Raw genomic sequence first — 25540 nt, 5'->3', positions numbered from 1 at the left:
GGAGACATCATGCAGTTTCGTACCCTGTTTCTGGCCGCGCTCGCGACGACGGCGCTGATCCCGGCCGGCCATGCGCAGCAGGCGCAGCCGTTCAACGACATCCCGGCCAAGTTCGTGCTGCCCGAAGGCGCGAAGGACTATGTCCGCCGCGAGGTGATGGTGCCGATGCGCGACGGCACCAAGCTGTTCACCACCATCGTGATCCCCAAGGGTGCGAAGAACGCGCCCATCCTGCTCACCCGCACGCCCTACAACGCCGCCAGCCGGGTGCGCCGGACGGACAGCAACAAGATGCTGTCGGTGCTCGCCCAGGGGGACGAGGTGTTCGTCGAGGCCGGCTATATCCGCGTGTTCCAGGACATCCGCGGCAAATATGGCTCGGAAGGCGATTTCGTGGTCACCCGCCCGCCGGTCGGCCCGCTCAACCCGACCAAGATCGACGACACCACCGATGCCTACGACACGATCGACTGGCTGGTGAAGAACCTGCCGGAATCGAACGGCAAGGTCGGCATGCTCGGCTCGTCCTATGAGGGCTGGACGGTGGTGATGGCGCTGCTGCACCCGCATCCCGCGCTCAAGGTGGCGGCGCCCGAAAGCCCGATGATCGACGGCTGGATGGGCGACGACTGGTTCCACCACGGCGCCTTCCGCCTGCCCAATATCGGCTGGATCTCCGGCATCACCGGCTACAAGGCCGGCGGCCCGACGCCCCCCAATGGCGGCTGGGACGATTACGATACCTTCCGCAAGATCGGCTCGGCGGGCGACTGGGCCAAGCAATATGGCTATGACCAGCTGCCCTTCTGGCAGAAGCTGAGCCAGCACGTCGCCTATGACGCCTTCTGGCAGGGCCAGGCGCTCGACAAGATCCTCGCGGCCAATCCCTCGAACGTGCCGACGCTCTGGGAACAGGGCCTGTGGGATCACGAGGACATGTACGGCGCGATCCACGCCTGGGAGGAACTGCAGAAGACCCCGCAGGCGACCAACAACTTCCTGCTGATGGGGCCGTGGCGCCATTCGGGGTTCAACTATAACGGCTCGAAGCTGGGCGAGCTGAACTTCGAGGGCGATACCGCGCTGCAGGCGCGCCGCGACATCCTGCTGCCGTTCTTCAACGCGCATCTGAAGGACGGCGCGCCGGCCTATACCCCGCCGGTTGCGAGCATCTACAATACCGGCGAGAATCGCTGGGATTTCCTGAACAAGTGGCCGCTCGCCGGCGCGCTGACGCCGCTCTATCTCGGCACGGGCGAGACCGCCGGGTTCGCGCAGCCCGGGGCAGGGGAGGACAGCTACGTCTCCGATCCGGCCAAGCCGGTGCCGTACCTGCCGCGCCCGATCAACTTCGATGACGGACGCTGGAGCACCTATCTCGTCACCGACCAGCGCTTTGTCGACGGGCGGCAGGACGTGCTGACCTATGCCACCCCGGTGCTGAAGGAGGCGGTGCGCGTCTCGGGTGCGCCGCTGGCGGACATCTTCGCCAAGACCACCGGCACCGACGGCGACTTCGTGGTGAAGGTGATCGACGTCTATCCGGAGGAGATCGCCTCGGCCAAGACGATGGGGGGCTTCCAGCTGCCGATCGCGATGGACATCTTCCGTGGCCGCTACCGCAACTCGTTCGAGCATCCCTCGCCGATCCCGGCGGGCAAGGTGCAGGAGTACAAGTTCCGGCTGCCGACGGTGAACCACACCTTCCTGCCGGGCCACCGGATCATGGTGCAGGTCCAGTCGACCCTGTTCCCGGTCTATGATCGCAACCCGCAGAAATATGTGGAGAACATCTTCTTCGCCAAGCCGGGCGACTATCAGAAGGCGACCGTCTCGATCCTGTATGGCGGGAAGCAGTCGAGCGCCGTTCTGCTGCCGGTGGTCCCGGCCGACCAGCGCGCCGCCAGGGCACGCTGAGCCGACGCGGCCGCCCTGCACCACGCAGGGCGGCCCTGGCTGCCAGGGCGCTATGGTGCTCGTCGCGCTACGCAAGACCAGGGCGCAGGGCGGCGACCCGGAACGCGTGCGGCTGCTCGACAGGCTGGAGGCGGTGGAGCGCGCCTATCGCGCCCGCTGCGCCGACCTGGTCACCGCGCCCGAGGAAGAGGCGGCACGGCCTGCGATCTTCCGTTCCTGCGCGCATCGCTTCACCGCCGGTTAGGATTCGTTAACGCGGCTGGTTCATGATGCAGCTGCGAAGAGCAGGCGGGCGAGGGGTTCCAGCGCACCGCGGCTCCGGTGGTGGGATTGCGTTGATGAAGCCCGAATCGGTTCGCCGGTATCTCATGGTGTCGCTCGAGTTCGGCGCCTATTGCGTCATGATGACGCTGCTCAGCTACCTGATGGTGCTGCTGGTGCTGCGTGCGCCGCAGCCAAATAGCTGGATCTATATTACCGTCGCGCTGGTCGCAGCGCTCCTCACCGGGATCCATGCCGGCCGCATGTTCCGCATGTACCGGGTGGCGCTGGAACGGCTGCGCGCGCGGGCGAAGAAGAAGGAGCGTCCGCGCCACTGGTCGGATCGTATCGCCGCTGCCGAGGCCGTCCGCCGGCAGGACAGCCTGCGTGAACGGCTTGCGCGGGACGAGGCCTCGCCCGCCTTGCAGGCGATCCGCCTGCGGATTGCCGAGCGAATGGCCCGCGAGGATCGCGAGCGCGAGGAAATGGAACGCGCCGAGCGCGACCGCAGCGAGCGCGACCGGCTGGACCGCATGGAACGCGCGCGCACGGCCCGAATCCGCGCCGAGGTCGGCCGCAAGATGAGCAGCGACAACCGCTGATCGCACCCGCTTCACGGACGATCGCGCCCCTGCCGGGTGCGGTTGCGGGTGCAGCCACCGTTCATCTCCGCCCCGCCAGCATGGTGGGGTGAGAACGGGGAAGCTTTGGACATGGTCGGCGGCATGGGCCGGCGCGCTGGTGGCAGCGGCTGCCTCGGCGCAGGAGCAGGCGCCGCCGCCGCCGCCGCAGGCCGAACCTTCGCCGGCGGCACGTGCCATACCGGGGGTGGTGCCCGAGCGATTCCGCCTGCCCGGTACGCCGGCGCCGACCGCGTCGCCTTCGCCCCTGCCTTCGGTCGCACCGATCGTTGTGCCGGTCCCGCGCGGCGCGACATCTTCCGCGCCGAGACCTCCGCGCACGCGGCCGCCGCTGCCCTCGCCATCGCCCTCGCTAGCGCCGATACCCTCCGCGCCGGCGGTAATCCGGGCACCGTCGGTGGCGCCCATGCCATCCTCCCCACCATCGCCGGCACCGGCGCAGCGTCCTCGCGGCGAACCGCCGCGACCGGCGGCAGTGTCCGTCGATCCGCCCCGTGCGGGCTGGTCTGCCTGGCCGTTGGTTGCTGCGGGCGGGGTGCTGACGGCGGCCCTGCTCGGCGTGGCGTGGCGCCGCCGCAGACGTTCGCTGCTCCTGCCGGACGCTGCGCCGGAACCCGCTGCGGCGCCCGTCAAACCAATCGAGGCGGAACCGGCCAAGGTAGCCGAGACCCGCGCGGCGGCACCGGCGGCGCATGTCGCGGCAGGGCAGGTCCGCTTCACCGAAGCCGAACTGCTGTTCGAACTCGTCCTCGAGATCACCAATTCGCAGCCGCATGCGGTGGAGGGGGTACGGCCGGCGCTGGCGCTGATCAGCGCCCATCCCGATCAGGATCGGCACATTGCCGCCTTTCATGCCGGATCGATCGGCATGGCGCCGTCGCAGCCGTTCGACCTGCCGCCGGGCGGGTCCGTTCGGTTGCCGGTGCGGCTCGGTCTGGCACGCGACCGGCTGCACGTCGTCGATGTCCGCGGGCGGCCGATGATGGTCGGGTTGCTGCTGCTGGATCTGCGCTGGCGTGCGGGCCTGAGCATTCGCCGGACGGGTGCGGACTTTCTGCTGGGCAGCGCCGGGGCGGGGCCACGGCCCGGGCCGATCTGGCTGGACCGCCCGCCGCCGGCCGCGCTGGCGGCGATCGCCTATGTACCCTCGGGGCCCTAGCCTCGGGGCAAAAGAAAAGGGCGGCCCGTCGCCAGGCCGCCCTTTCCGATGTTTCGAGGCCGTGGACCGGCCAGGAAGCAATTACTTGATTTCGACGGTCGCGCCGGCTTCTTCAAGCTGCTTCTTGATCTTCTCGGCTTCGTCCTTCGACACGCCTTCCTTGACCGGCTTCGGCGCGCCTTCGACGAGCGCCTTGGCTTCGGTCAGGCCGAGCGAGGTGATCGCGCGGACTTCCTTAATGACGTTGATCTTCTTGCCACCGTCGCCGGTGAGGATCACGTCGAACTCGGTCTGCTCTTCAGCAGCCGGGGCAGCGGCGCCACCAGCGGCCGGGCCGGCAACGGCGACGGCAGCGGCGGCCGAAACGCCCCACTTCTCTTCGAGCAGCTTCGAAAGCTCAGCGGCTTCGAGAACGGTCAGCGCGGAAAGCTGGTCGACGATTGCGTTGAGGTCAGCCATTGTAAACTCCAATCAGTTCAAAAGTTTCGGGATAGAATAAAGGTCGCTTGAAGCCGAAGCTCAGGCAGCCTGCTTTTCGCTGTACGCCGCAAGCACGCGGGCGATCTGCGCCGCCGGTGCCTGGGTGATGGTTGCGAGCTTGGTCGCGGGCGCTGCGATGAGCCCTACGAGCTTGCCACGCAGCTCGTCCAGCGACGGCAGCGAGGCGAGTGCCTGCACGCCAGCCGCATCCAGCAGCACATTGCCCATTGCGCCGCCGACGATCTCGAGCTTGTCGTTCGTCTTGGCGAACTCCGCGACGACCTTGGCCGCAGCCACGGGGTCAACGGAGGTGGACAGTGCCGTCGGACCCGTCAGCAGGTCCGCGAGCACCGCATAATCGGTGCCCTGGGTGGCAATCTTGGCGAGCTTGTTCTTCGAGACCTTATAGGTCGCGCCGGCTGCACGCATCTTGTTGCGCAGGTCCGTCGACTGCTTGACGGTCATGCCGAGATTGCGGGTGACAACCACCACGCCAACCTCGTTGAAGGTGCGATTCAGCTCGGCAACGGCGTCGGCCTTCTGGGAACGATCCATGCCGGTCTCCTCATACATGAGGCTGCCCCTCCCGCGCGAGCGGACGAGACGGCCCCGGTTAACGACCCGTGCGAGCACGGATCAGGCGCAATTGTCCGAGGGGAAGGATCGTCACGAGGCCGGGGATGTATCCCTAGAGCGTGACCCGGAACGCTTGGAGCCAGCCGCGCATCTGCGCTCGTGCTGGCGAAGCCGCCGGAAAATTCTGTCCCCGTCTAGGCGAGAGATTAAGACCGGCATATTCCGGTCCCTCGCTGTCTCGGACGGATTCCTTCCGAAGAAGGAGCCGCGCACATAGCCGAATCGGCGCGGGAGTCAAGCACCGAGCGGTCTGCGCGCGCCGGCCATCAGCCCGCAGACATCGGCGCACCCGGACGCTATGGGCGCAGCCATGGCCCGCCTGCTCCTGTTCAACAAGCCCTTCGGGGTCCTGTCGCAATTCACCGATCGCGGATCGCCGACGCTTCGCGCGACCTTGTCGGACTTCGTCGCGGTGAAGGGCGTCTATCCCGCCGGGCGGCTCGATCGGGACAGCGAGGGCCTGCTGCTTCTGTGCGACGACGGGCGGCTGCAGGCGCGCATCGCCGATCCGCGCTTCAAGATGCCCAAGACCTATCTTGTTCAGGTCGAAGGCGATCCGCAGGATGCGGATCTGACGCCGCTGCGCCAGGGGGTGATGCTCAAGGACGGCCTGACCCTGCCGGCCGAGGTCGCGCGCATCGATGCGCCGGACCTGTGGCTGCGCGATCCACCGATCCGTGCACGCAAGTCCATCCCCGACAGCTGGCTCAAGATCACCATCCGCGAAGGTCGCAACCGGCAGGTGCGCCGCATGACGGCGGCGGTAGGCCTGCCCACCCTGCGGCTGGTCCGCTGGTCGATCGGCGACTGGTCCGTCGCCGGGATCGCCCCGGGCCAGTTCGCGGAGGGCTCCGTCCCGCGCTAGGTGGCGGCCGAATGCTTGCGGTTGGCAAAGCGGCTTAATGTCCGGAGTTGGGTGGAAAGCCGTCACTCGACCCCGAGGAGTGGATCAAAGCTTTTGCTGTTCTTGTTGACCCATCGCAAGACGCAAGTAACCGCTCGCGGGTTGTTCCTGGCCTTTAGGTAGAGAACAGATTTTCCTCCCTCATAGTGAAGTTGATACAGCCTCGTAACGCCACATTTGCGGGCGGCTATCTCGGCCCTGTCTACATTAGCGTTACTACCGAGCACCAGAGGTGAATCAATCTCAGCCTGAATCTTAATCCAAGCTGCTGATAGCAATAAGGCGAGCAATGCATGCACGGTCGCACCCTCCTGGTGGGGGACGACCGCAGCATATTCTGTCGCGAATGGCAAGGATTGGGCGAGAGCCGACGTTCGCGCATTTGCAGTTCCACGCCAAGGCTAACAAAGGCCCGCAGTTTCGAGACGCGGTTGGATGCAAAGCCCGCAACGGCTTGGGGATTGCGACGACCGTGAGCCCGGTGCCGGTTGCCGCCGGCGGCGAAAGCTGGTTTGGGGCTTGGGCGCGGAGGCGGGGCTCGGTGTGTCCCGATGGCGCACCGGCGTTGCGGATGCGGCGCGTTCATCGTCTCGCGATCGGCCTTCGCACCCGGTATCGCGTACAAGAGCCAATCGGCAGGATTTTTGGATTACAATGAACTATCGCCACGCCTTCCATGCCGGCAACAGCGCCGATGTCGTGAAGCACAGCCTGCTGATCGCGCTTGTCCGCGCCCTTCAGCAGAAACCGGGTGCGCTGACGCTGATCGACACTCATGCCGGCTGCGGGCTCTACGATCTGGGCGGCGAGCAGGCGCAGCGCACCGGCGAGGCCGCGCACGGGGTGCTGCGGGCCTTTGCCGACACGGACCCGTTGCTCGACGCCTATCGCGCCGCCGTGCGGGCGGTGAATGACGGGGCCGAGCTGCGCCTCTACCCCGGATCGCCGCAGTTCCTGGCGCCGCTGCTGCGCGCACAGGACCTGCTGATCCTCAACGAGAAGCATCCCGAGGATGCCGCCGCCCTGCGCGGCGCGATGCGCGGCACGCCGGCCGCGGTGCACGAGCGCGATGCCTATGAGCTCTGGCTGGCGATGCTGCCCACCCGAACGCCGCGCGGCGTCGTCGTGGTCGATCCCCCCTATGAGCAGACCGACGAACGCGCGCGCATCACCGCGACCCTCGCCGCGGCCCACCGCAAATGGGCGCACGGCGTGACGGTGATCTGGTATCCGCTGAAGGACCGCGCGACGCATCAGCAATGGAAGGGCAAGCTGCGCCGGCTCGGCATTCCGAAGATCCTGGTCGTCGAGCATTGGCTGTACGACAGCGACCAGCCCGGCATCTACAACGGCGCGGGTCTGTTCTTCGTCAATCCGCCCTATGCCTTCACGCAGGCGTTGCCGCCGCTGCTGGAGGCGTTGCGCGCGGCACTCGCGCCCGAGGGCCATCACGGCGTCATCACTGCGGAGTGGCTTGACGATTGAAGATGCGGCGGCGCCGGTTTCCGCGTCGCCGGGCTGCCGGGCCACCGCACCGGGCCGGCATCGGCCGCCAGCACGCTCGGGCGCAGAACCGCACGGCCGCCGTGCCGCAGCGGCGGCCTGCCTGAATTAACAATTACTCCAACAACTTCCGCTAATGAAACCGGGCATGCAACGCCCGGCCGCCTCCTTTCTAGTCCGTCTGCCGTGCGCACTGCGCACCGAGGTGCGCGGCGCCGTGGCGGCGATCGGAGCGCTGGCGCTGGCCGCGCTGCTGGGAATGGCAGCGATTTCCGTGGATCTCGCGCGGGGCTATGCCCAGATGATCAGCAACCAGCGCACCGCCGATGCGGCCGCGCTCAGCGCCGCACTCGCTTATGGTGCCGCAGGCTCCAGCGAGGCGGTGCTGTTGCCGACCGCGCAGGACGTCACCGTCGCCAACGGCATGACCAACGCGGTGGTCACCGCCGCCGTCATTGCCGACGTGCCGAGCGCCGGCGCCAAGGCGGTGAAGGTGACGGTCACCACGCCGGTGCCCTTCGCGATCGCTACCGCGCTCGGCTATCGCGGCAGCTACGATGTTGGGGCGACCGCCTACGCCTCGCTCGGCAGCACCAGCCCGATCGCGCCGATATGCATCCTGGCGCTCGCGCCCAGGGGCACCGGCATCCAGACCAGCGGCGGCGCGACGATCGACGCCCCGGACTGTTCGGTGGCGGCGGTCGCCGACATCGCCAACCAGGGCACCCGCATCGCTGCCAAGAACATCGTGGCCGGCACCGGCAGCGTGCTCAACGATTGGGGAACGCTCACCACCACGCTGCTGCGCTATGCCGGCAGCTTCACCAATCCCGCGTGGAACGCCAATGTGCCGAGCAGCGACAAGCGGGTGAACGCCGCGACCTCGCTCGCCGATCCGCTGGACGGCAATGCGGATCTGGCGGCGGCGCGCGCCGCGATCGGCAGCGCCACCGCGCCGGCGGCGATCGGCAATCCCTCGACGCCGTCGGGCGCGGACTGGGTGATCGGCTGGACGCCCTCCAGCAACGTCGCCGGCTATCGCAAGGGCAGCTCGGCCAATTATGTCATCCCCAAGGGCAACTACACGATCGGTCGGCTGACCATCGACGGCGGCCTGAGCGTGACGTTCCAGAGCGGATCGACGATCACCGTCGCCAACGGCGTTTCGATCGGCGGCGGGTCGACCGTGACGTTCGGGGACGTGACCCTGTCGGTCAATGGCGGGTTCGACAGCGGGTCGAGCGGCGTGACGATGGGCAATGGCAGCCTGGCGATCGGCAGCGGCACGATCACCTTTTCGGGCACCAACAGCTTCGGCAACGGCCCGGTGACGCTGAACGGCACGTTGTCGCTCGGCGGCGGGGCGACGCTGACGCTGGGGTCGGGGAACCACGCGTTCGGCGCGGTGAGCGTCGCCGGGGGCAGCTGGCTCAAGATGGGGGCGGGCGATCTCGACGTGCGTGCCGGCATGGCGATCGACGGCGGCTCGACGCTTGCGGCAGGTGCTGGCGCCTATCGCATCGGCGCCGACGGATCGGGGCGGGCGATCACCCTGTCCGGCAGCGCCATCCTGCTGATGGGCGACGGCATTTTCAGCGCCGGGGGCGACATCGCCACCGCCGGGGGCAGCCGCATCGTGTTCGGGCGGACCGCCAACCACCTGATCAAGGGCAATTTCACCATCGCGGGATCGGCGCTGTTCGGAGCGGGGCGCTACACCGTGGCGGGCAATGTCGCCAACGGCACCGGGGGGACGACCTGGCCGTACAGCTCGCCGGTCACCGGACAGAGCTACGGGCAGACGCTGGAGGGCGTGGACGTCTCCGGCTACGACATGGCCGGGGTCAACGTGTCGTTCGTGCTGTCGGGCACGATCAACCTGGCCGGCGGCGCCAAGACCAAGCTGATCGCGAGCAGCAGCACCGTCTCGGGCGGGGCTATCGCGGACCTGCTGATCGACAGCCTGACGAGCGATCCGACGAGCTGGGCGGCGGGGGCGCAGAATGTGTTCGTCGGCGCGGTGCACCTGCCCAATTCCGACCTGACGATGTCGGGGGGAAGCAGCACGCTCTCGGCCGGGCAGTGCTTCATGCTGATCGTGCGCACGATCAACGCAAGCGGCGGGGCGGCGGCGGGATCGGCCTGCGCCAGCATCGCGGGTACCGGCAGCAGCGGCAGCACCAGCGCGATCGGATTGGTGCAATGAGGCGGCGGTACCAGCTTGCCGGGGATGTGCGCGGCGCGGCAACGGTCGAGTTCGCGCTGCTGACCCTGTTCTTCTTCGCCTTTGTGCTGCTGGCGCTGGATGTGGCGGGCTATTTCGTCCAGCGCAGCCAGATGGCTGCGGCGGTATCGGCGGCATCGGTGTCGGCCTTCGCCAACCGCACCTCGGTGCCTTTCGACACGCTGCCGGGCTATGTCCAGAACGCCGCGCGGCTACCCACCGCGCCGCAGGTGAGCCTTGCCTGCAACGGCGTGGCAGGCGCGTGCACCAATGCCAATCGCAGCTGCGCCTGCCTGTCCAAGACCGGCGCCTTCGCCGCGGCGAGCTGCGGCAGCGTCTGCAGCGGCGGCGCGACCACCGGGTCGACGGCGGGCTATTACCTGCAGATCAGCGCGTCGGCGCAATATCGCGCAATGGTGCTGCCGAACGGGATGCTCAACGGCACGCCCGTCGCGCAGTCGGTGGTGATCCGGTTGCAATGAGGCGGCGCCTAGCCTGCGATGCGCGCGGCGCCACCGCCATCGAGTTTGCGCTGCTGGCGCCGGTGTTTCTGCTGCTCCTGTTCGGGATGATCGAGGTCGGCCGGCTGGTCTGGGTGAAGCAGGTGCTGACCGAGGCGAGCTACAGCGCCGCACGCTGCGCCGCCCTTGCCGCACCGTGCAAGGCGGCGAGCGACGTGCAGGGCTATGCCGCGGCACGCGCGCTGCGCTGGGGGCTGAAGGTGGACGGCGCCCAGGTCGTCTATACCGCGAGCACGGCGTGCGACGGCAATGCCGGGATGGTGCAGGTGACGATCAGCTACGCCTTCGCCTCGCCGCTCACCGGCTTCCTGCCGGCATTGCCTGCCACCGTGCAGGCGCATGGCTGCTTCCCGCGGCTCGGCTGACCGAACGGCAAAAGGGCCGGGATCGCGCCCGGCCCTTTCGTTCACCCGTCAGGCCGGGGCCCGATCAGAACTCCGCGCGCACCCCGAACAGGATGGTGCGGCCCCAATAGTTGATCTCGCCGAACCGGTTCGACGCATCGTTATAGGTGTAGAGCTTGGCGCCCGAGAGGTTGATCGCCTCCACGCTGAGCGCGACGTTCGGCAGCAGCTTGTAGCCGATGCTGCCGTCCAGCGTGCCGAACGGCGCGGTGTAGCTGGGCGCCTGGGTGGTGCTGCCGGTGCCCGACAGATACCGGTCGCGCCACACATAGGAGAGCCGCATCGACAGCGGGCCCTTGTCGTAGAAGCCGACCACGTTGAAGCTGTTCTTCGACAGGCCGATCAGCTGGTCGACGATCCGCCGCGCGCCGGCGGTGTAGGTCGCCTGGACCGAGGTGTGGGTGTAGCTGGCCTGCATGCCCAGCCCGTCAAAGGGCGCGGGCAGGAAGGTGAACACCTGGTTGTAGCCCGCCTCCACGCCGTACACCTTGGCGTTGCCGCCATTGACCTGGGTGGAGAGCAGCACCGTGCCGCGGCCCGGGATGTCGATATTGACGTTCTGGGCGGTGATGTAGTTGTCCATCGCCTTGTAGAACACCGCGCCGGTCAGCGCGCCACGCGGATTGAAATACCATTCCAGCGCCCCGTCGAACTGGGTGGCGAGGAAGGGGAGGAGCTGCGGGTTGCCGCCGCTCGCGGTCGGCGCATCGGTGGACACGGTGATGCGCGGTGCGCTGTCCGTCACGTTGGGCCGGGTCAGCACCCGGCTCGCGGCGAAGCGCGCGATGAGGGTGCGGGTCAGCTCGGCCTTCAGGTTGAAGCTGGGCAGCCAGTCGTTGAACGTCTTGGGGAAGGCAACCGGGCTGACATTGTTGCCGGTGCGCAGATAGCCGGTGGCGTTCTGATCGGTGTGGACATAGCGCAGGCCGACATTGCCGATCAGGTTCACGCCGCCGAGCATCGTCCCGTAATCGAGCCGGGCATAGGCCGAGGCGGTCTTTTCGGTCGTCTTGAACGTGGCGGCGAGGTCGCCGGCGCCGAGCGGGCTGTTGGCGATCGTGTCGTTGAACAGCGCGTTGTAATAGGTCGAGGTTACCGGCACCAGCCAGGTGCGCGGGCTGTTGCCGCCGACGTCCTTGAGGAAATCGTCATAAGGGATCTGCTGATAGGCGCCCGCGCCCAGCGAGGTCAGCGGCTGGCCGTTGGACGAGGTCACCAGATAGTCGCGGCGCCAATAGTCGCGCTTGCGCCAGTGATATTCGGCACCGACGGCGATCTTGCGGAGGAAACCCTCCATGTCATAGGCGCCGTCGAGCCGCGCGAACTTGTCCCAGTCCTTGCTGTTCTTCGGTGCGATGTTGAAGGTGAACAGCTGGTAGTTGGCCGGATTGGTCACATCCACCGGCGTGGTGAGCGTCGGCGTGACCTTGTAGCCCGCCGAGCCGTCATAGGTGAGCGGCGCGAAGAACACCGCGCGGCTGCGCACCGTGCCCTCGGCATTGCTGGGATGGAAGCTGTGCGCCGACGACCAGTTGAGGTTGGCGGTCACGTGGAAGCGATCGCGGTTCCAGCTCTGCTTGAGACCGATGGTCAGCAGGTCGTGGCGGTTGAGGCTGTACTCGCGGCTGGCCATGAAGCGAACGTCGTTGATCGTCGCGCCGACGACCGTGTTGCCCTGGAGCTTGACCGAGCTGGGGACGATGACCGGGGTGTGGCCCGCGACGCTGGTGTCGTCCGGATAGATGTCCAGGCCGAACTCGTCATAGGCAACGTCGAGCCGGGTGGCGAGCACGTCCAGCGTGGTTTCCAGTTCCGGCGTCGGGCGCCACTGGGCGGAGACCAGGCCGGAAATGCGCTTGCGATCCTCGGTCTCGATCGTCGGACGGGTGCGGGTGGGCGTGTAAAGGCCCGCCGCCAGGCCGCCGCGTGCCGCGCTGGTGAACCGATCGAGGTTCCAGCCGAAATTCATGAAGCGATCGTTCCGGACCGACTTGCCCCAATATTGCGCCCCGACGAGGATGCCGAAGGTGTCGCCGAAGGTGTGGCTGCCGATCAGCGTGGCGTTGGGCTTCACCTTCTTGGTCTGCGACGTGTAGGTGCCGCGCAGGTTGGCGGTCACCTTGTTGCCGACGTCGAACGGGCGGAAGGTGCGCACGTCGATATTGCCGCCCAGCGCGCCCTCGGTCATTTCCGAGGTGGGGGTCTTGACCACGTCGATGTTGGAAACGAATTCGGCGGGCAGCATTTCGAAGCGGAACTGGCGGCCGGCGGCGCCACCATTTTCGACCAGATCATTGAGCGCGACCGGACGGCCGTTGAGCAGCGTGCTCTGGAATTGCGGGCCGAGGCCGCGGACCGAGACGTACAGGCCTTCACCGCGCGGGCGCGTGATCGCGACACCGGTCACCAGCTGCAGCGCCTCAGCGACGTTCTGGGTCGGGAACTTGCCGATATCCGTCGAGCTGATCGAGTCGAGGCCATATTCGGCACGGCGCTTCGCCTCGGTCGCGGCGGCGAGGCTGCGGGCATAGGTGCCGTTGACGACGATTTCTTCCGCGCCGTCCGGATCCTGCGGCGAGGCGCTGGTCTGGGCATAGGCAGGGGCGAGCGTCGCCAGCGTGAGGGCGAGCGCCGAGGTGGCGCGAAGCAGCGCGAACGGGGGGTGCATGATTGGATTCTCCCTGGACCCTTATTGGTCTTTCGGGAGCGCCCCTAACGGGTGATCGAAACGTTTCGGTGTCGCATCCTTTGCAACATCATGAAACATCGGCCCCGGTTTATGTCAGTTGTGCGGCGCAGCAACTGCTTACCTGCCGGCGGCGCCATCCACCAGGCCGTGGAAGAAATCCTGCACGTCTGCCTTGAGCGCGCGCAGTGGGCGGGTCTCCGTGGCCAGGAGGATCAGGCCCAGGCCGAGAAACATCAGGAGCGTTCGACGCCCCCGGCGCGGCGTGGCGGCTTCGTCGGAGGGAAGGTCGGGCATAGGCGGCTCACCGGCGGGAAAAGGGCATCGACGAGGCTAATACCGCGCCACGGGCAGAGGCAATCCCCGGCAAAGTACCGGGAGGGGGCGGCGGGTGCCCCCAACAGAAACGGGCCGGGGATCGCTCCCCGGCCCGTTCCGTTTGCTTGGTTCCCGAAGGATCAGACCGCGGCGACTTCCGCCGTGTCGACCTTTACGCCCGGGCCCATCGACGAGGAGAGCGCGACCTTCTTGAGGTACTTGCCCTTGGCGCCCGCCGGCTTGGCCTTGACGACCGCGTCGACGAGGGCGTCGAAGTTGCGGCGCAGGTCTTCGTTCGAGAAGCTCACCTTGCCGATGCCCGAGTGGATGATGCCGGCCTTTTCGACGCGGTATTCCACCTGACCGCCCTTGGCGGCCTTGACGGCCTCGGCGACGTTCATGGTCACGGTGCCGAGCTTCGGGTTCGGCATCAGGCCCTTCGGACCCAGCACCTTACCGAGACGGCCGACCAGGCCCATCATGTCCGGGGTCGCGATGCAGCGATCGAAGTCGATCGTGCCGCCCTGGATGGCTTCCATCAGGTCTTCCGCACCGACGACGTCGGCGCCGGCAGCCTTGGCTTCCTCGGCCTTGGCGCCGCGGGCGAACACGCCGACGCGAACGTCCTTGCCGGTGCCGGCCGGGAGCGTCACGACGCCGCGGACCATCTGGTCGGCGTGGCGCGGATCGACGCCGAGGTTCAGCGCGACTTCGATCGACTCGTCGAACTTGGCGGTGGCGTACTGCTTCACCAGCGCGATCGCTTCATCGACGCCGTGCAGCTTCACGGGGTCAACGGTCCAGGTCTTCTGCTTCTTGGTCAGCTTGGCCATGGGATCAGCCCTCCACCACTTCGAGGCCCATCGCGCGGGCCGAACCTTCGATGATCTTCGTCGCGGCTTCGATGTCGTTCGCGTTCAGGTCCTTCATCTTGACCTGGGCGATTTCCGACAGCTGCGAACGCTTGATCTTGCCTGCGACCGTCTTGCCCGGCTCCTTCGAGCCCGACTTCAGGTTGACGGCCTTCTTCAGCAGATAGGTCGCCGGCGGCGTCTTGGTCTCGAACGAGAAGGAACGATCCGCATAGACGGTGATGACGGTGGGAAGGGGCGTGCCCTTCTCGACGTCACCGGTCGCGGCGTTGAACGCCTTGCAGAATTCCATGATGTTCACGCCGCGCTGACCCAGGGCAGGGCCGATCGGCGGTGAGGGGTTTGCGGCGCCGGCAGCCACCTGCAGCTTGATATAGCCGGTAATCTTCTTAGCCATGTCACTCTCTTTCAAGTCGAGCGGTACAAGCGACGGCCAGAGGCCGCCTCCCGCATGGTTCCACCACGAATGCGTTGGAAGCCGGCGCCCTTAGCGGAAAGCGGCGCAGGGAGCAAGGGGACTCTAGATCCTCCCCGTGCCGGCGAGGATCCAGATCATGGCGCCGTGTGCCCCGCCTCGGCCCCGCCGATATCGCCCTCGGCCACCCATTCCCGCCACAGCAGCACCAGTGCCGCCATCACCGCCGGCCCCACGAACAGGCCGAGCAGCCCGATCGTCTCCACGCCCCCCAGGATGCCGATCAGCACCCAGACGAAGGGCAGCCGCGTCGTCCCCCCGATCAGGCCGGGGCGCAGGAAATGGTCGATCACGAAGTTGAGCGCATAGCCGATCGCGCCGACGATGATCGCCGCCATCACTGCGCCCTTGGCGAGCAGCAGGAGCAGGGCCAGCACCAGCACCACCGCCAGCCCGAACGGGATGATCGAGGCGAAGCCCGAGAACAGGCCGAGCAGGATCGGGTGGGGCACGCCGCCGGCGACGAACAGGATCGCCATCAGGATGCCCTGGGCGAGCCCCAGCAGCACCATGCCGTCCACCGCGCCGCGCACCGCGGCGAAGATCTGCCGGCCGAGCCGGTCGCCCGCATCGCCGAAGGCGCGGGTGGCGCCGCGCTCGAGCTGGCGGACGATCGCGTCCCGATCGCGCAGCAGGAAGAACAGCACGACCAGCGTGAAGGCGAACACCACCACCCGGCGCACCAGCGTATGGGTGAGCGCGCCCGAATGGCTGCGCCACAGGCTGTAGTCGAGCTTGCCGAACTCGGCGGTGGCGGCCTCCGGCGTCGCGAGGTGGAGTGTCCACCAGCTGGTCAGCTCGGCCGATCCCCAGGGCAGGCGGGCGACCCAGTCCGGCACCGGCACGCCGTGCTGGCGGGCATCGGCGATCCACGCGGCCACCGCCTGCGCCTCGACCACCGCCTGGCTGATCGCCACGGACAGCGGGATCAGCACCACCAGCAGCACGCCCAGCGTGAGCAGCGCGGCGACCAGCGTCGGCCGGGGCAGCCGCGCCTCCAGACGGCTGCGCAGCGGCTCGACGCCGATCGCCAGCACGCCCGCCCAAAGGATCGCCGGCACGAAGGCCATCCCGATCCACAGCGCGGCGGCGGCGATCGCGGCGGCGAGCACCACGCGCGCGCGGGTCTGGGCTTTGGTCGTCTGCTGCATCGTCATTCCCCCGGTTTGCCGGCGACACTGGCGGGCCGGCGCGGCGCTGGCAAGTCGGCAGCCGCCGCCGATCCTCGATGAACCAAACAAGTCCCTCAACGGTTTAGCAAATCTCCGACGCCCCGGGAGGGTCGGTGGCGCGCGGAGCAGAGCAACGAACGAGAGGAATGGGCATGAAACGGATCATCATCGCCGCCGCCGCTGCCGCGCTGGCGACGACCGGTGCGGCTGCGCAGAGCGGCCAGCAGGGCTCGCACAACCCGGTGGTGAAGGACGGCACGGCGCACCATGTCGGCGCGCCCGCCAAGGGCCATAGCTCCTTCACCGAAAGCCAGGCCCGCGGACGTCTCGCCAAGGCCGGCTATACCCGCATCACCGGGCTCAAGGGCACCGAAAACGGCGCCTGGCAGGGCATGGCCATGAAGAACGGCAAGAAGCGGACGGTGACGCTCGACTACAAGGGCAACATCACCGCGCGCTAACCCCTGAATGCTGCACCTATCCTATTTGGCAGGAGAATTTCCATGAGCCGGACCATTACGCGCCTTTTCGACGATTATTCGGACGCCAAGGCAGCCGTGCACGATCTGGAACAGCTGGGCGTGCCCCATGACGATCTGAGCATCATCGCCAACAATGCCCATGGCGAGCATGGCGATCACGATGTGAGCGATGTGAATGCGCATGGCGACGTCAGCCGCGGCGCCTCGACCGGCGCGGCGCTGGGAGGTGTCGGCGGCCTGCTCGCGGGGCTCGGCCTGCTGGCGATCCCGGGCCTCGGCCCGATCGTGGCGGCCGGCTGGCTGGCCTCGACAGCAGCGGGCGCGGCAATCGGCGGTATCGGCGGTGCAGCGACGGGCAGCCTTGTCGGCGCGCTGAAGAATGCCGGCGAGAGCGAGGACGACGCCAACGTCTATTCCGAAGGCGTCCGCCGCGGCGGCACGCTGGTAAGCGCGCGCGTGGCGGAATCGCTCGCACCAGAAGCCGAAGCGGTGCTCAACCGCCATCGCGGCGTCGATGCCGGCACGCGCGGCGCGGCCTATCGCCAGTCGGGCTGGAGCCGCTTCGACAGCGATGCGCCTGCCTATACGCGCGAAGAGATCGCCCGCGAGCGTTCGACCTATCGTGAGCCGACGATCGTCTGATCCACGCTCGACGCGAACACAGGAAAGCCGGGGTGCGAACCCCGGCTTTTTTGCGTCGGTGGGGGGTGCTTCAGGCGATGGGGGGCGCCGCCGCCGCAGGATCGGCGGGGACGGCATGGCCGGCGGCGCGAAGCTGCGCGGCATAGTGATCGGCCATGGCGAGATGCGCGGTACGGGCGCTGCTCTCCGCTGCACGGGACGCGGCCCGGCGGGCCTGTGCGAGGCGCTTCAGCAGATAGTCGGGGTCGGGTTCGTTCACGGGGCAACTCCGGGAAGGGCGGCATCGCGGGCGGGGGCCCGCGATGCCGGAGCGGTTATTTCTTGTGGTTCTGGCCCGAGGCGTCCGAGACGGCCGAGCCGGCCGAGCGGAGGTCCTTGCCGGCACCGTTGACGGTGTTGCAGGCCCCGAGGGCGAGCAGGCCGAGCGTGGCGACGAGGGGAAGGGTCTTGCGCATCATCGGAACATCCTTTCGTGCTTTGGGACTAGGGGATCAGTCGCGGCGGCCGATCAGCGCGGCACCGGCGAGCAGCGCCACCGAGCCGGCCGCGGCCAGCGCGAGCAGCGGATGGTCGCGCACCGCGCTGCGCACCTGGTCGAGCGTTTCGCCGAACCGGCGCTCGAGACCGCCCTCGGTCTTGCGCGCGACGCCGCGCGCCTCGGTCTCCCGGTCCCCGGTGACCTTGCCGAGCCCCTGCTCGGCTCCGCCGACGACTTCCTTCACGGCACCTGCGATACGATGGGTATCCATGCTTCTTCTCCTTGGTTGCTAGATCAGATTTCGGTTTCGGTGGTGCGGCGGGCGGCGACGATGCCGCCCCCGATCGCGGCACCTGCACCCAGCAGCATCACCAGGAACAGGGCGAGGGCACTGCCGGCGGCGACGCTGGCACCGGCGCTGCCGGCATTCTTCGCGGTTTCCAGCGCGTCGTTCTTGGTCGCGACGAACTGTCGGCGGGCCTTTTCCACGCGCGCCATGGCTTCCTGCTGGCTCACGCTGTCCTGCACCGCGATGATCTCGGCGATCCGCTGTTCGGCGGCCTGGCCCTGGGTGCCGCCCTTGGCCATGGCGGGCAGCTTGGCGATCATCGCCTTGCGCGCCTGTTCGGGCGTCATGTCCTTGGGGTTGCTCGGCGTCGGGTCGAGCAGCGCCGAGACCTGCGCGTCGACTGCGGATTCATCGACGCCGGCCGCCTTGGCGAGCGTGGGCGTCACCGCGCCGGCACCGGCGACGGTGGTCGAGGCGACGGTGCCGACGGTGCGGAAGGCGCTGCCGACCAGCCCGCCGATCGCCGAGGTGAGCAGGTAGAAGGTGAGCAGCAAGGTCAGCGCCCAGATGGCGAGGCCGTGCGCGGCACCGTCGAACCGGCGGCGGAGCTTGGCTACGCGGGCAGCGCCGTAGGATCCCAGGCCCAGCGCGATCACGCTGCTGACCGTCCACCAGGCGAGCGCGCCGATGCCGAGCCCGCCGGCGCTGGGGCCGCTATTCTGCGCGGGATCGATCGTCGAGAAGCCGATCGCTGCGCCCAGCAGCGCGAGCATCAGCTCGACGGCGAGCGCGATCACCGCGCCCGCGAGGATCGCCGACCAGCTGACGCGGGGCACCGGGCGTACGGCCAGGCGGGTATCGTAGATGGCGGTCGCCATGGCGCGATCTCCTGTTGCTGCCGGGGCGGTCACTTGGCGCCCGCCTTCTTGATGGTCTCGACGCGATTGCCGGCACCGGCCTGGGTCTTGCCCGCCAGTTTCTCGGCGGCACCTTCGGCCTCGATCCGGCGATCGCCGGTGATCTTGCCGATGGCTTCCTTGATCGAGCCCTTCAGCGCATGGGCCTCACCCTTGATACGGTGGTCGTTCATCGGTTCGTCCTCCTTGTCTGAGGCGCGGGGAAAAAGCCCCGCGTCGATGGTGCAGAAATGGCGGATAGCGAGGGACGAAAAGAGATGCGGAAGTACCAAATCGTCTGGTGCTTCCGGACCAGAAAGGATCATTTTATCGGTCGCTGGAGCGGGTAACCGCGCTCGCGCGCCCACAGGATCGCCTGGGCGCGGCGGTTCACCCCGATCTTGGCATAGACCCGGGCGACATGGTTGCGGAGCGTGTTGCGCGAGACGCCCATCTCGCGGGCGATGGTGGCATCGTCGCCGCCCTCGCACAGCAGGCTGAGCACTTCCTTCTCGCGCCGGGTGAGCTCGCTGGTCTCGACCGGCCGGGCGGGCCCGTGCGGGTTGCGCAGATTGGCGAGCTTTTCGACCACCGAGCGGCTGAACCAGTTGGTATCCTGCATCACCGCCTCGATCGCGCCGATCAGCTCCAGTTCGTTGTGGCGGCGGGCATGGATGTCCTGCACCACCCACAGGATGCAGGTGTCGCGGCGCAGGGGAATCGCGGCGGCGGATACGAGGCAATCGGTCACCGCGCCTTCCTTGGTGCGGACGCGCGCATCCAGGCTGCGGAAGTCACGGCGCTCTTCCAGCAGGGCGCAGGCGCTTTTCAGGAAGCCGCCGTCCTCGAACAGGCGCAGCGTCGCCATGCGCTGGCCCATCGCCTCGTCGCTCGACCAGCCGGTGAGCTGGTGGAAGGCGTCGTTGGTGTCGCACAGCGCGAGCTCGTCGCGGGTGGTGATCGCCATCGCGACGGGGGCGAGGCGGAAGGTGGTGACGAAGCGCTCCTCGCTGTGGCGCAACTCGTTCTCCGCCTGGCGGCGGGGCTCCAGGTCGGCGAAGGAGAAGAGCATGCAGGCCTCCTCGTCCAGCTCGACCGGCTGGCCGGCGACGATCACCAGCTTCCGGCCGCCATCGGGAAGTTCGAGATCGGCCTGCATCTGCGGTACGGTGCGGCCGTCGCGGATACGGTCCTTGGCGGTATCGAGGTCGGCGGCGTCCTTCAGCACGTCGATGTCGTAGAGCGAGCGCCCCAGCACCTCGTCGCGGGCATAGCCGGTAAGATCCAGAAACCCCTGGTTGACCTTCACATAGCGCTGGTCGGAAAGGCGCAGGATCACCGCGGGGGCGGGGTTGACGTTGAAGGTGCGCTCGAAGCGTTGCTCGGCCTCGAAACGCTGCGACACGTCCTGCAGGACCAGCACCAGCAGGTCCGGGTGCCCCTCGGCATCGCCGATGACCAGGCTGCGCACCTCGTGGATCCAGCGGGCATTCTCGTCGCCCGCAGGCACGACCTCGACCACCACTTCGTCGAAACTCTCGCCCGCCAGCACGCGGTCGAGCGGATAGTCGCCGTGATCGAGCCGGTGATTGTTGCGGTAGCGGAGCTGGAAGCGCGCGCGATAGGCATCGACGTCGGCGCCGAGCGCCGCGACGGTCTCGACCCCGTGCATCCTGAGCGCCGCGTCGTTCGCCCACCGGATCTTCTGATCGGTATCGACCAGGATCACCCCTTCGCGGAGGCCGGAGATGATGTGACGGAGCTGGGGAAGGTCGATGGAGGGATGGTCAATGCTCATGAATCCGCGCGGCGCAATTTCGTATACGAACGCTGAACGTGCAGCTTCGCGCGAGGATGCAGGTTTGAAGGCTAGGGGTTTTTACGGAGGGCGGCGAGGCGTCTCGTCTGCGAGCGGGCGCCAGCTGCTAGCCATCGCCTTGCGCCAACACCCTGTCCGTGCCCAGGTCTGGATTGCCCTTCCGCCGTGCCGACCTACGAACTTTTTGGGGTGGCTGCCCCGAACGTGGTGCCATAGGCCTGGCGCCATGACGACGTCGACCGCCCAGGGCATCGCCGCACTGACGGAGAGGGAAAAGCAGACGCTGCGGCTGATCGTTCGCGGGCATGATGCCAAGTCGATCGCGCGCAGCCTCGGCCTGTCGGTCCACACGATCAACGAGCGGTTGCGCGAGGCGCGGCGCAAGCTTGCGGTCTCGAGCAGTCGCGAGGCGGCGCGGCTGCTGTTGGATGCGGAAGGCGAGCCCCCCAAAGTCTTGGAGTACGCGGAAATCGGGGAAGCCCCAGGCGCCGCCGATCGGCAGGAGGTGGGCAGCGCCGGCGGGAGGTTCCGCTGGCGCCCCCTCTTGATCGGAGCTCTTGTGATGACCCTGTTCCTGGGATTGCTCGCCCTGACCGCGCTGCCCCATGCCCCCGCACTCGCGCCCGCGCACCAGCGCGCCGCGATCGAGACGCCGGATCCCACGATCCTCGACACCGCCCGCCGCTTCCTCGAGCTGGGCGATCAGGCGAAATGGGCGGAGGGCTATGCGATGACGGGCAAGCGCTTCCAGCAGCTGAACACGGCCGAGGTCTGGGCGCGCGTGTCGGAGAAGGTGCGCGTGCCGCTGGGTGCGGTGCGGGCGCGGACGCTGCTCAGCGAGCAGAGCCTGCCCGCGCCGCCGGACGGCTATGAGGTCGTCAAGTTCCGCACCCGCTTCGCCAACAAGGGCAGCGCCGTGGAAACCGTGACGCTGGAGCGCGAAGACGGCGGGTGGAAAGTCGTCGGCATCACCGTCGGCTGAGGCCGGACGCATTCGCCAAACAAAAAAAGCCGGGGCGCGACCCCCGGCTTTTCCTGTTTGCGTCTTGCGGGCCGATCGGCCCGGCGGATCACTTCACGCGTTCGACGTCCTCGAAGCCCAGCTCCAGCGGGGTCGCGCGGCCGAAGATCGAGATCGAGACCTTCACGCGGTTCTTGTCGTAATCCAGCTCTTCCACCACGCCCGAGAAGGTGGCGAAGTTGCCGCTGATGACCTTGACCGTGTCGCCGATGTCGAAATCGACCTTGAGCTTGGCCTTGGGCGCCGCGGTGGCCGCTTCTTCCTTGGTGTTGAGGATGCGCGCGGCTTCCGCCTCGCTGATCGGCTGGGGCTTGCCCGAGCTGCCCAGGAAGCCGGTCACCTTCGGCGTGTTCTTCACCAGGTGATACACGTCGTCGTTCATCTCGAGCTTGGCGAGGACGTAGCCGGGGAAGAACTTCCGCTCGGACTGGATCTTCTTGCCGCGACGCACTTCGGTGACGGTTTCGGTCGGCACCTCGACGGCCTCGACGAGGCGGTCGAGACCCAGGCGGGTGGCGTCGGCCATGATCTGGTCGCGGACCTTGCCCTCGAAACCGGAATAGGCGTGGATGATGTACCAGCGCGACATGGTTGTTGGTCTTTCCTTACTGCGCGAGGCGGAGGAGGGCGTTGACGATCAGATCGAACAGCGAGTCGATGCCGAGGAAGAAGCTGCCGAGCAGCGTCGTCATGATCATCACCATCACGCCGGTCATGATCGTCTCGCGGCGGCTGGGCCATGCGATCTTCGACGTTTCCTGGCGCACCTGGCGCATGAATTCGACGGGACTGGTCTTCGCCACTTGGGCATCCTCGAATGAAACGGTTGATGCGTCGGGCATGGGTCCGCTGCCCGGTCCTTCCCAGGAACCGGTGCAATCCACCCACGCTTTCGGCTAGGGGTCCGTATCTAGAGGATCGGGGGAAGTTGTGCAAGCGGGGGTTGGCGCTCCCCGATTCCCTGCCACATTCCGTCATCCCGGCGCACGCAAGGGATGACGGCTACCCGTCTGCTTTACCGCTGCTTCAGGCCGCGCACGCGGTGCCAGATATAGAAGGCCACCAGGCCGACCAGCACCACGCCGATCAGCGCGTCCGCGCTGTGGAAGGCGGCCTTCATGCGGGGATCGCTGTCCCACTTTTCCCCCAGGGTCATGCCCACCCAGGCAAGACCGAAACACCAGGGCCAGCTGCCGATAAAGGTGTAGACGTGGAACGGCACCAGCTTCATCCGCGCGACGCCCGCCGGGAAGGCGATGAACGAGCGGATCACCGGCAGCAGCCGCCCGATCAGCACCGCCATGCTGCCATAGCGGGCGAAGAAACGATCGGCGGCGTCGATCTCGCCCGGGCCGATCAGGACGTATTTGCCCCAGCGCAGCGCCAGCGGCCGCCCGCCGCGCTTGCCAACCTCATAGGCGACGATCGAGCCGAGATTGCAGCCGATCGCCCCGGCGGTCGCGGCGAGGTACAGATCGAACCGGCCGGTCGACACCAGATAGCCCGCGAACGGCATGATGATCTCCGACGGCAGCGGAATGCAGGCGGATTCGATCGCCATCAGGACGGCGATGCCGAGATAGCCGCCGCTCGAGATGACCCAGATGGTGAAGGTGGCGAGGACGCCCAGAATCTTTTCGACCATGCGGCCGTGGTTGGGGCAGCGAAAGGATTTTGGGAAGCCGCTTTTTGCGCAGTGCAGCGCGTCCACGGTGGCTTGGCGCGCAATGTCCGCTCTGATAACCCGGAGTAATAGCAAGGCGGAGAGGGTATGATGGATGATGGCAGCGGGCATGTGCGTCCCTCGCGACGGGCCTTTCTGGGCGGTACGGGCGGCACCGCGGTGGCGATCGGCAGTCTGGGTACGCCCTTGAAGGCTGCGGCGCGGGCTGGCGACGCGACACTGGCAGCGCCGCCCCGGCTCCAGCCGTTCGACATGGCGGATGTGACGCTCGGCGAGGGGCCCTTCCTTCACGCCCAGCGCGCGACCGAGGCCTATCTGCTCCGGCTCGAGCCCGATCGGCTGCTCCACCAGTTCCGGGTCAATGCCGGCCTCACGCCTAAGGCTCCGGCCTATGGCGGATGGGAATCGGATCCGCGCTGGGCCGACATCCACTGCCAGGGGCATACGCTCGGCCATTATCTCAGCGCCTGCGCGCTTGCCTTTCGCGCGACCGGCGTGGCCAGGTATCGCGACCGCGTGGCCTATATCGCCGCCGAGCTTGCTGCCTGCCAGGACGCCGCGAACAGCGGCCTGGTCACCGCCTTTCCCGAGGGCGCGGCGCTCGTTGCGGCGCATCTGCGCGGCGAGAAGATCAGCGGCGTGCCCTGGTACACGCTGCACAAGGTGTTCGCCGGCCTTCGCGACGGGGCGCTGCTGGCCGACAGCGAAGAAGCGCGCGCGGTGCTGCTGCGGCTGGCCGACTGGGGGGTGGTGGCAACCAAGACGCTGTCCGACGCCGCGTTCGAGGCGATGCTCGATACCGAACATGGCGGCATGAACGAGATCTATGCCGATCTCTATGCGATGACGGGCAAGGCCGAGTATCGCGATCTGGCCCGCCGCTTCTCGCACAAGGCACTGCTCGCGCCGCTCGCGCGGCGGCAGGACCATCTCGACGGGTTGCACGCCAACACCCAGGTGCCCAAGGTCGTCGGCTTTCAGCGCGTCTATGAGGCGACGGGCGATGCCGCCTATCACGACGCAGCCGCCTTTTTCTGGAAGACGGTGGCGGAAACCCGCTCCTTCGCCACGGGCGGGCATGGCGAGAACGAGCATTTCTTCGCGATGGCCGATTTCGGCAAATACGTGTTCTCGGCCAAGGGATCGGAAACCTGCTGCCAGCACAACATGCTGAAGCTGACCCGCGCGCTGTTCCTCCACGATCCGCAGCCCGACTATGCCGAGTATTACGAGCGGACGTTGTACAACGGCATCCTCGCCTCGCAGGATCCTGACAGCGGCATGGCGACCTATTTCCAGGGCGCGCGCCCGGGCTACATGAAGCTCTATCACACCCCCGAGCACAGCTTCTGGTGCTGCACCGGCACGGGCATGGAGAATCATGTAAAGTACCGCGATTCCATCTATTTTCGTGATGGCGACACGCTCCATGTGAACCTGTTCCTGCCCTCCACGCTGCGCTGGCGCGAGAAGGGGGCGACGCTGATCCAGGAAACGCGCTTCCCCGAGGAGCCGGGGACGCGGCTGCGCTGGCGGCTCGACAAGCCCACTGCACTTGGGCTGCGATTGCGCCACCCGCGCTGGAGCCGCACCGCCACGGTGCGGGTCAACGGCGCCGTGGTCGCGCGATCGGCGGCACCGGGGCGGCCGATCGCGGTCACGCGGACCTGGCAGGACGGCGACCTGATCGAACTGGAGCTGGCAATGGCGCTGGGGGTGGAGCGTGCGCCTGCCGCGCCCGACGTGGTCGCCTTCACCTATGGTCCGCTGGTGCTGGCCGGCGCGCTGGGCCGTGCCGGGCTGGCGCCGGGCGCGGACATCGTCGTCAACGAGCGCGACTATGGTCGCTACAACGACATGCCGTTCGAGGTGCCGGTGCTTGCCGGTGATCCGCAGGCGCTGGTCGCGGCGATCCGGCCGGGGGCGGCGCCGCTGGAGTTCCTGCTGCCTGCCGCCGATGGCCGCCCGGTGCGGCTGATCCCCTATCACCGCATCGCGCATGAGCGCTACGCCACCTACTGGAAGCTGGCCCCCGCCCAAGGCTGAGGGAGCGGGC

General features: G+C 67.7%; 29 protein-coding genes. 13 read left to right on the top strand and 16 right to left on the bottom strand.

Going from position 1 to position 25540, the window contains the following annotated elements:
* The first annotated feature begins 9 nt into the window (after window positions 1–9).
* From OIM94_RS07045 to OIM94_RS07030, 4 genes are all read left to right on the top strand, one after another.
* Entirely contained in the window at window positions 10–1917 is a 1908-nt protein-coding gene (locus OIM94_RS07045) for a CocE/NonD family hydrolase (protein ID WP_264609362.1), read from the top strand.
* Between the two features lie 55 nt (window positions 1918–1972).
* Window positions 1973–2161 (top strand): hypothetical protein, encoded by a 189-nt coding sequence (locus OIM94_RS07040; protein ID WP_264609361.1) that lies wholly within the window; start codon window positions 1973–1975, stop codon window positions 2159–2161.
* A gap of 94 nt (window positions 2162–2255) precedes the next feature.
* Entirely contained in the window at window positions 2256–2780 is a 525-nt protein-coding gene (locus OIM94_RS07035) for a hypothetical protein (RefSeq protein ID WP_264609360.1), read from the top strand.
* A gap of 514 nt (window positions 2781–3294) precedes the next feature.
* Complete coding sequence (locus OIM94_RS07030) at window positions 3295–3978, top strand: hypothetical protein (protein ID WP_264609359.1); 684 nt, start codon at window positions 3295–3297, stop codon at window positions 3976–3978.
* An 81-nt stretch (window positions 3979–4059) separates the two neighbouring features.
* Here OIM94_RS07030 and rplL read toward each other — a convergent pair whose 3' ends face one another.
* Together rplL and rplJ are read right to left on the bottom strand one after the other, a co-directional pair.
* Window positions 4060–4437, bottom strand: a complete 378-nt coding sequence (rplL, locus tag OIM94_RS07025; RefSeq protein ID WP_084580284.1) for a 50S ribosomal protein L7/L12 — start codon at window positions 4435–4437, stop codon at window positions 4060–4062.
* A gap of 60 nt (window positions 4438–4497) precedes the next feature.
* Window positions 4498–5013, bottom strand: a complete 516-nt coding sequence (rplJ, locus tag OIM94_RS07020) for a 50S ribosomal protein L10 (protein ID WP_264609358.1) — start codon at window positions 5011–5013, stop codon at window positions 4498–4500.
* Window positions 5014–5404: 391 nt separating this feature from the next.
* Here rplJ and OIM94_RS07015 point away from each other — a divergent pair, with 391 nt between their 5' ends.
* The 5 genes from OIM94_RS07015 (at window position 5405) to OIM94_RS06995 (ending at window position 10611) form a co-directional block, all read left to right on the top strand.
* Window positions 5405–5959: a pseudouridine synthase gene (locus OIM94_RS07015; RefSeq protein ID WP_264609357.1), complete on the top strand. Its 555-nt coding sequence runs from the start codon at window positions 5405–5407 to the stop codon at window positions 5957–5959.
* A 693-nt stretch (window positions 5960–6652) separates the two neighbouring features.
* Window positions 6653–7483, top strand: a complete 831-nt coding sequence (locus OIM94_RS07010) for a 23S rRNA (adenine(2030)-N(6))-methyltransferase RlmJ (RefSeq protein ID WP_264609356.1) — start codon at window positions 6653–6655, stop codon at window positions 7481–7483.
* 166 nt (window positions 7484–7649) lie between these two features.
* Window positions 7650–9707, top strand: coding sequence for a hypothetical protein (locus tag OIM94_RS07005; RefSeq protein WP_264609355.1), 2058 nt, complete (start codon window positions 7650–7652; stop codon window positions 9705–9707).
* Complete coding sequence (locus tag OIM94_RS07000) at window positions 9704–10207, top strand: TadE/TadG family type IV pilus assembly protein (RefSeq protein WP_264609354.1); 504 nt, start codon at window positions 9704–9706, stop codon at window positions 10205–10207. Before OIM94_RS07005 ends, OIM94_RS07000 begins: the two co-directional genes overlap by 4 nt.
* A complete protein-coding gene (locus tag OIM94_RS06995) occupies window positions 10204–10611 on the top strand; it encodes a TadE/TadG family type IV pilus assembly protein (protein ID WP_264609353.1) in 408 nt (135 codons plus the stop codon). Before OIM94_RS07000 ends, OIM94_RS06995 begins: the two co-directional genes overlap by 4 nt.
* Before the next feature lie 64 nt (window positions 10612–10675).
* Here the strand turns inward: OIM94_RS06995 and OIM94_RS06990 are convergent, their stop codons facing one another.
* The 5 genes from OIM94_RS06990 to OIM94_RS06970 form a co-directional block, all read right to left on the bottom strand.
* On the bottom strand, window positions 10676–13318 hold the full coding sequence (locus OIM94_RS06990; RefSeq protein ID WP_264609352.1) for a TonB-dependent receptor: 2643 nt from the start codon (window positions 13316–13318) through the stop codon (window positions 10676–10678).
* 138 nt (window positions 13319–13456) lie between these two features.
* The gene (locus OIM94_RS06985; protein WP_264609351.1) at window positions 13457–13633 is read right to left on the bottom strand and encodes a hypothetical protein; all 177 of its coding nucleotides are present in this window, start codon (window positions 13631–13633) and stop codon (window positions 13457–13459) included.
* Between the two features lie 161 nt (window positions 13634–13794).
* On the bottom strand, window positions 13795–14487 hold the full coding sequence (rplA, locus tag OIM94_RS06980; protein ID WP_264609350.1) for a 50S ribosomal protein L1: 693 nt from the start codon (window positions 14485–14487) through the stop codon (window positions 13795–13797).
* 4 nt (window positions 14488–14491) lie between these two features.
* Window positions 14492–14923 (bottom strand): 50S ribosomal protein L11, encoded by a 432-nt coding sequence (rplK, locus tag OIM94_RS06975; RefSeq protein WP_168847635.1) that lies wholly within the window; start codon window positions 14921–14923, stop codon window positions 14492–14494.
* A gap of 155 nt (window positions 14924–15078) precedes the next feature.
* A complete protein-coding gene (locus OIM94_RS06970) occupies window positions 15079–16152 on the bottom strand; it encodes an AI-2E family transporter (protein ID WP_264609349.1) in 1074 nt (357 codons plus the stop codon).
* Window positions 16153–16325: 173 nt separating this feature from the next.
* Here OIM94_RS06970 and OIM94_RS06965 point away from each other — a divergent pair, with 173 nt between their 5' ends.
* Together OIM94_RS06965 and OIM94_RS06960 are read left to right on the top strand one after the other, a co-directional pair.
* Window positions 16326–16634 carry a hypothetical protein gene (locus tag OIM94_RS06965; RefSeq protein ID WP_264609348.1) on the top strand — a complete coding sequence of 103 codons (309 nt, stop codon included), beginning with the start codon at window positions 16326–16328 and terminating at the stop codon, window positions 16632–16634.
* Window positions 16635–16676: 42 nt separating this feature from the next.
* Window positions 16677–17297: a general stress protein gene (locus OIM94_RS06960; RefSeq protein WP_264609347.1), complete on the top strand. Its 621-nt coding sequence runs from the start codon at window positions 16677–16679 to the stop codon at window positions 17295–17297.
* A gap of 70 nt (window positions 17298–17367) precedes the next feature.
* Here the strand turns inward: OIM94_RS06960 and OIM94_RS06955 are convergent, their stop codons facing one another.
* The 6 genes from OIM94_RS06955 to OIM94_RS06930 form a co-directional block, all read right to left on the bottom strand.
* Window positions 17368–17556 carry a hypothetical protein gene (locus tag OIM94_RS06955; RefSeq protein WP_264609346.1) on the bottom strand — a complete coding sequence of 63 codons (189 nt, stop codon included), beginning with the start codon at window positions 17554–17556 and terminating at the stop codon, window positions 17368–17370.
* A gap of 55 nt (window positions 17557–17611) precedes the next feature.
* Window positions 17612–17755 carry an entericidin A/B family lipoprotein gene (locus OIM94_RS06950; RefSeq protein ID WP_264609345.1) on the bottom strand — a complete coding sequence of 48 codons (144 nt, stop codon included), beginning with the start codon at window positions 17753–17755 and terminating at the stop codon, window positions 17612–17614.
* Window positions 17756–17788: 33 nt separating this feature from the next.
* Window positions 17789–18046 carry a CsbD family protein gene (locus tag OIM94_RS06945; RefSeq protein WP_264609344.1) on the bottom strand — a complete coding sequence of 86 codons (258 nt, stop codon included), beginning with the start codon at window positions 18044–18046 and terminating at the stop codon, window positions 17789–17791.
* Window positions 18047–18069: 23 nt separating this feature from the next.
* A complete protein-coding gene (locus OIM94_RS06940) occupies window positions 18070–18942 on the bottom strand; it encodes a hypothetical protein (RefSeq protein WP_264609343.1) in 873 nt (290 codons plus the stop codon).
* Window positions 18943–18971: 29 nt separating this feature from the next.
* The gene (locus OIM94_RS06935) at window positions 18972–19154 is read right to left on the bottom strand and encodes a CsbD family protein (RefSeq protein WP_264609342.1); all 183 of its coding nucleotides are present in this window, start codon (window positions 19152–19154) and stop codon (window positions 18972–18974) included.
* Window positions 19155–19282: 128 nt separating this feature from the next.
* Window positions 19283–20758 (bottom strand): PAS domain S-box protein, encoded by a 1476-nt coding sequence (locus tag OIM94_RS06930; RefSeq protein WP_264609341.1) that lies wholly within the window; start codon window positions 20756–20758, stop codon window positions 19283–19285.
* 247 nt (window positions 20759–21005) lie between these two features.
* Here OIM94_RS06930 and OIM94_RS06925 point away from each other — a divergent pair, with 247 nt between their 5' ends.
* Window positions 21006–21761, top strand: coding sequence for a helix-turn-helix domain-containing protein (locus OIM94_RS06925; protein ID WP_264609340.1), 756 nt, complete (start codon window positions 21006–21008; stop codon window positions 21759–21761).
* An 88-nt stretch (window positions 21762–21849) separates the two neighbouring features.
* Here the strand turns inward: OIM94_RS06925 and nusG are convergent, their stop codons facing one another.
* From nusG to OIM94_RS06910, 3 genes are all read right to left on the bottom strand, one after another.
* A complete protein-coding gene (gene nusG / locus OIM94_RS06920) occupies window positions 21850–22389 on the bottom strand; it encodes a transcription termination/antitermination protein NusG (protein ID WP_264609339.1) in 540 nt (179 codons plus the stop codon).
* A 16-nt stretch (window positions 22390–22405) separates the two neighbouring features.
* Window positions 22406–22603, bottom strand: a complete 198-nt coding sequence (gene secE / locus OIM94_RS06915; protein WP_010542828.1) for a preprotein translocase subunit SecE — start codon at window positions 22601–22603, stop codon at window positions 22406–22408.
* 212 nt (window positions 22604–22815) lie between these two features.
* Complete coding sequence (locus OIM94_RS06910; RefSeq protein ID WP_264609338.1) at window positions 22816–23445, bottom strand: DedA family protein; 630 nt, start codon at window positions 23443–23445, stop codon at window positions 22816–22818.
* 126 nt (window positions 23446–23571) lie between these two features.
* Here OIM94_RS06910 and OIM94_RS06905 point away from each other — a divergent pair, with 126 nt between their 5' ends.
* Window positions 23572–25530 carry a beta-L-arabinofuranosidase domain-containing protein gene (locus OIM94_RS06905; RefSeq protein ID WP_413716383.1) on the top strand — a complete coding sequence of 653 codons (1959 nt, stop codon included), beginning with the start codon at window positions 23572–23574 and terminating at the stop codon, window positions 25528–25530.
* The last annotated feature ends 10 nt before the right edge of the window (window positions 25531–25540 follow it).

It is taken from the genome of Sphingomonas sp. R1 (genome assembly GCF_025960285.1).
Lineage (GTDB): Bacteria > Pseudomonadota > Alphaproteobacteria > Sphingomonadales > Sphingomonadaceae > Sphingomonas.
Note: the sequence above shows the minus strand (reverse complement) of the source record. Positions and strands in the feature narration are given on the sequence as shown.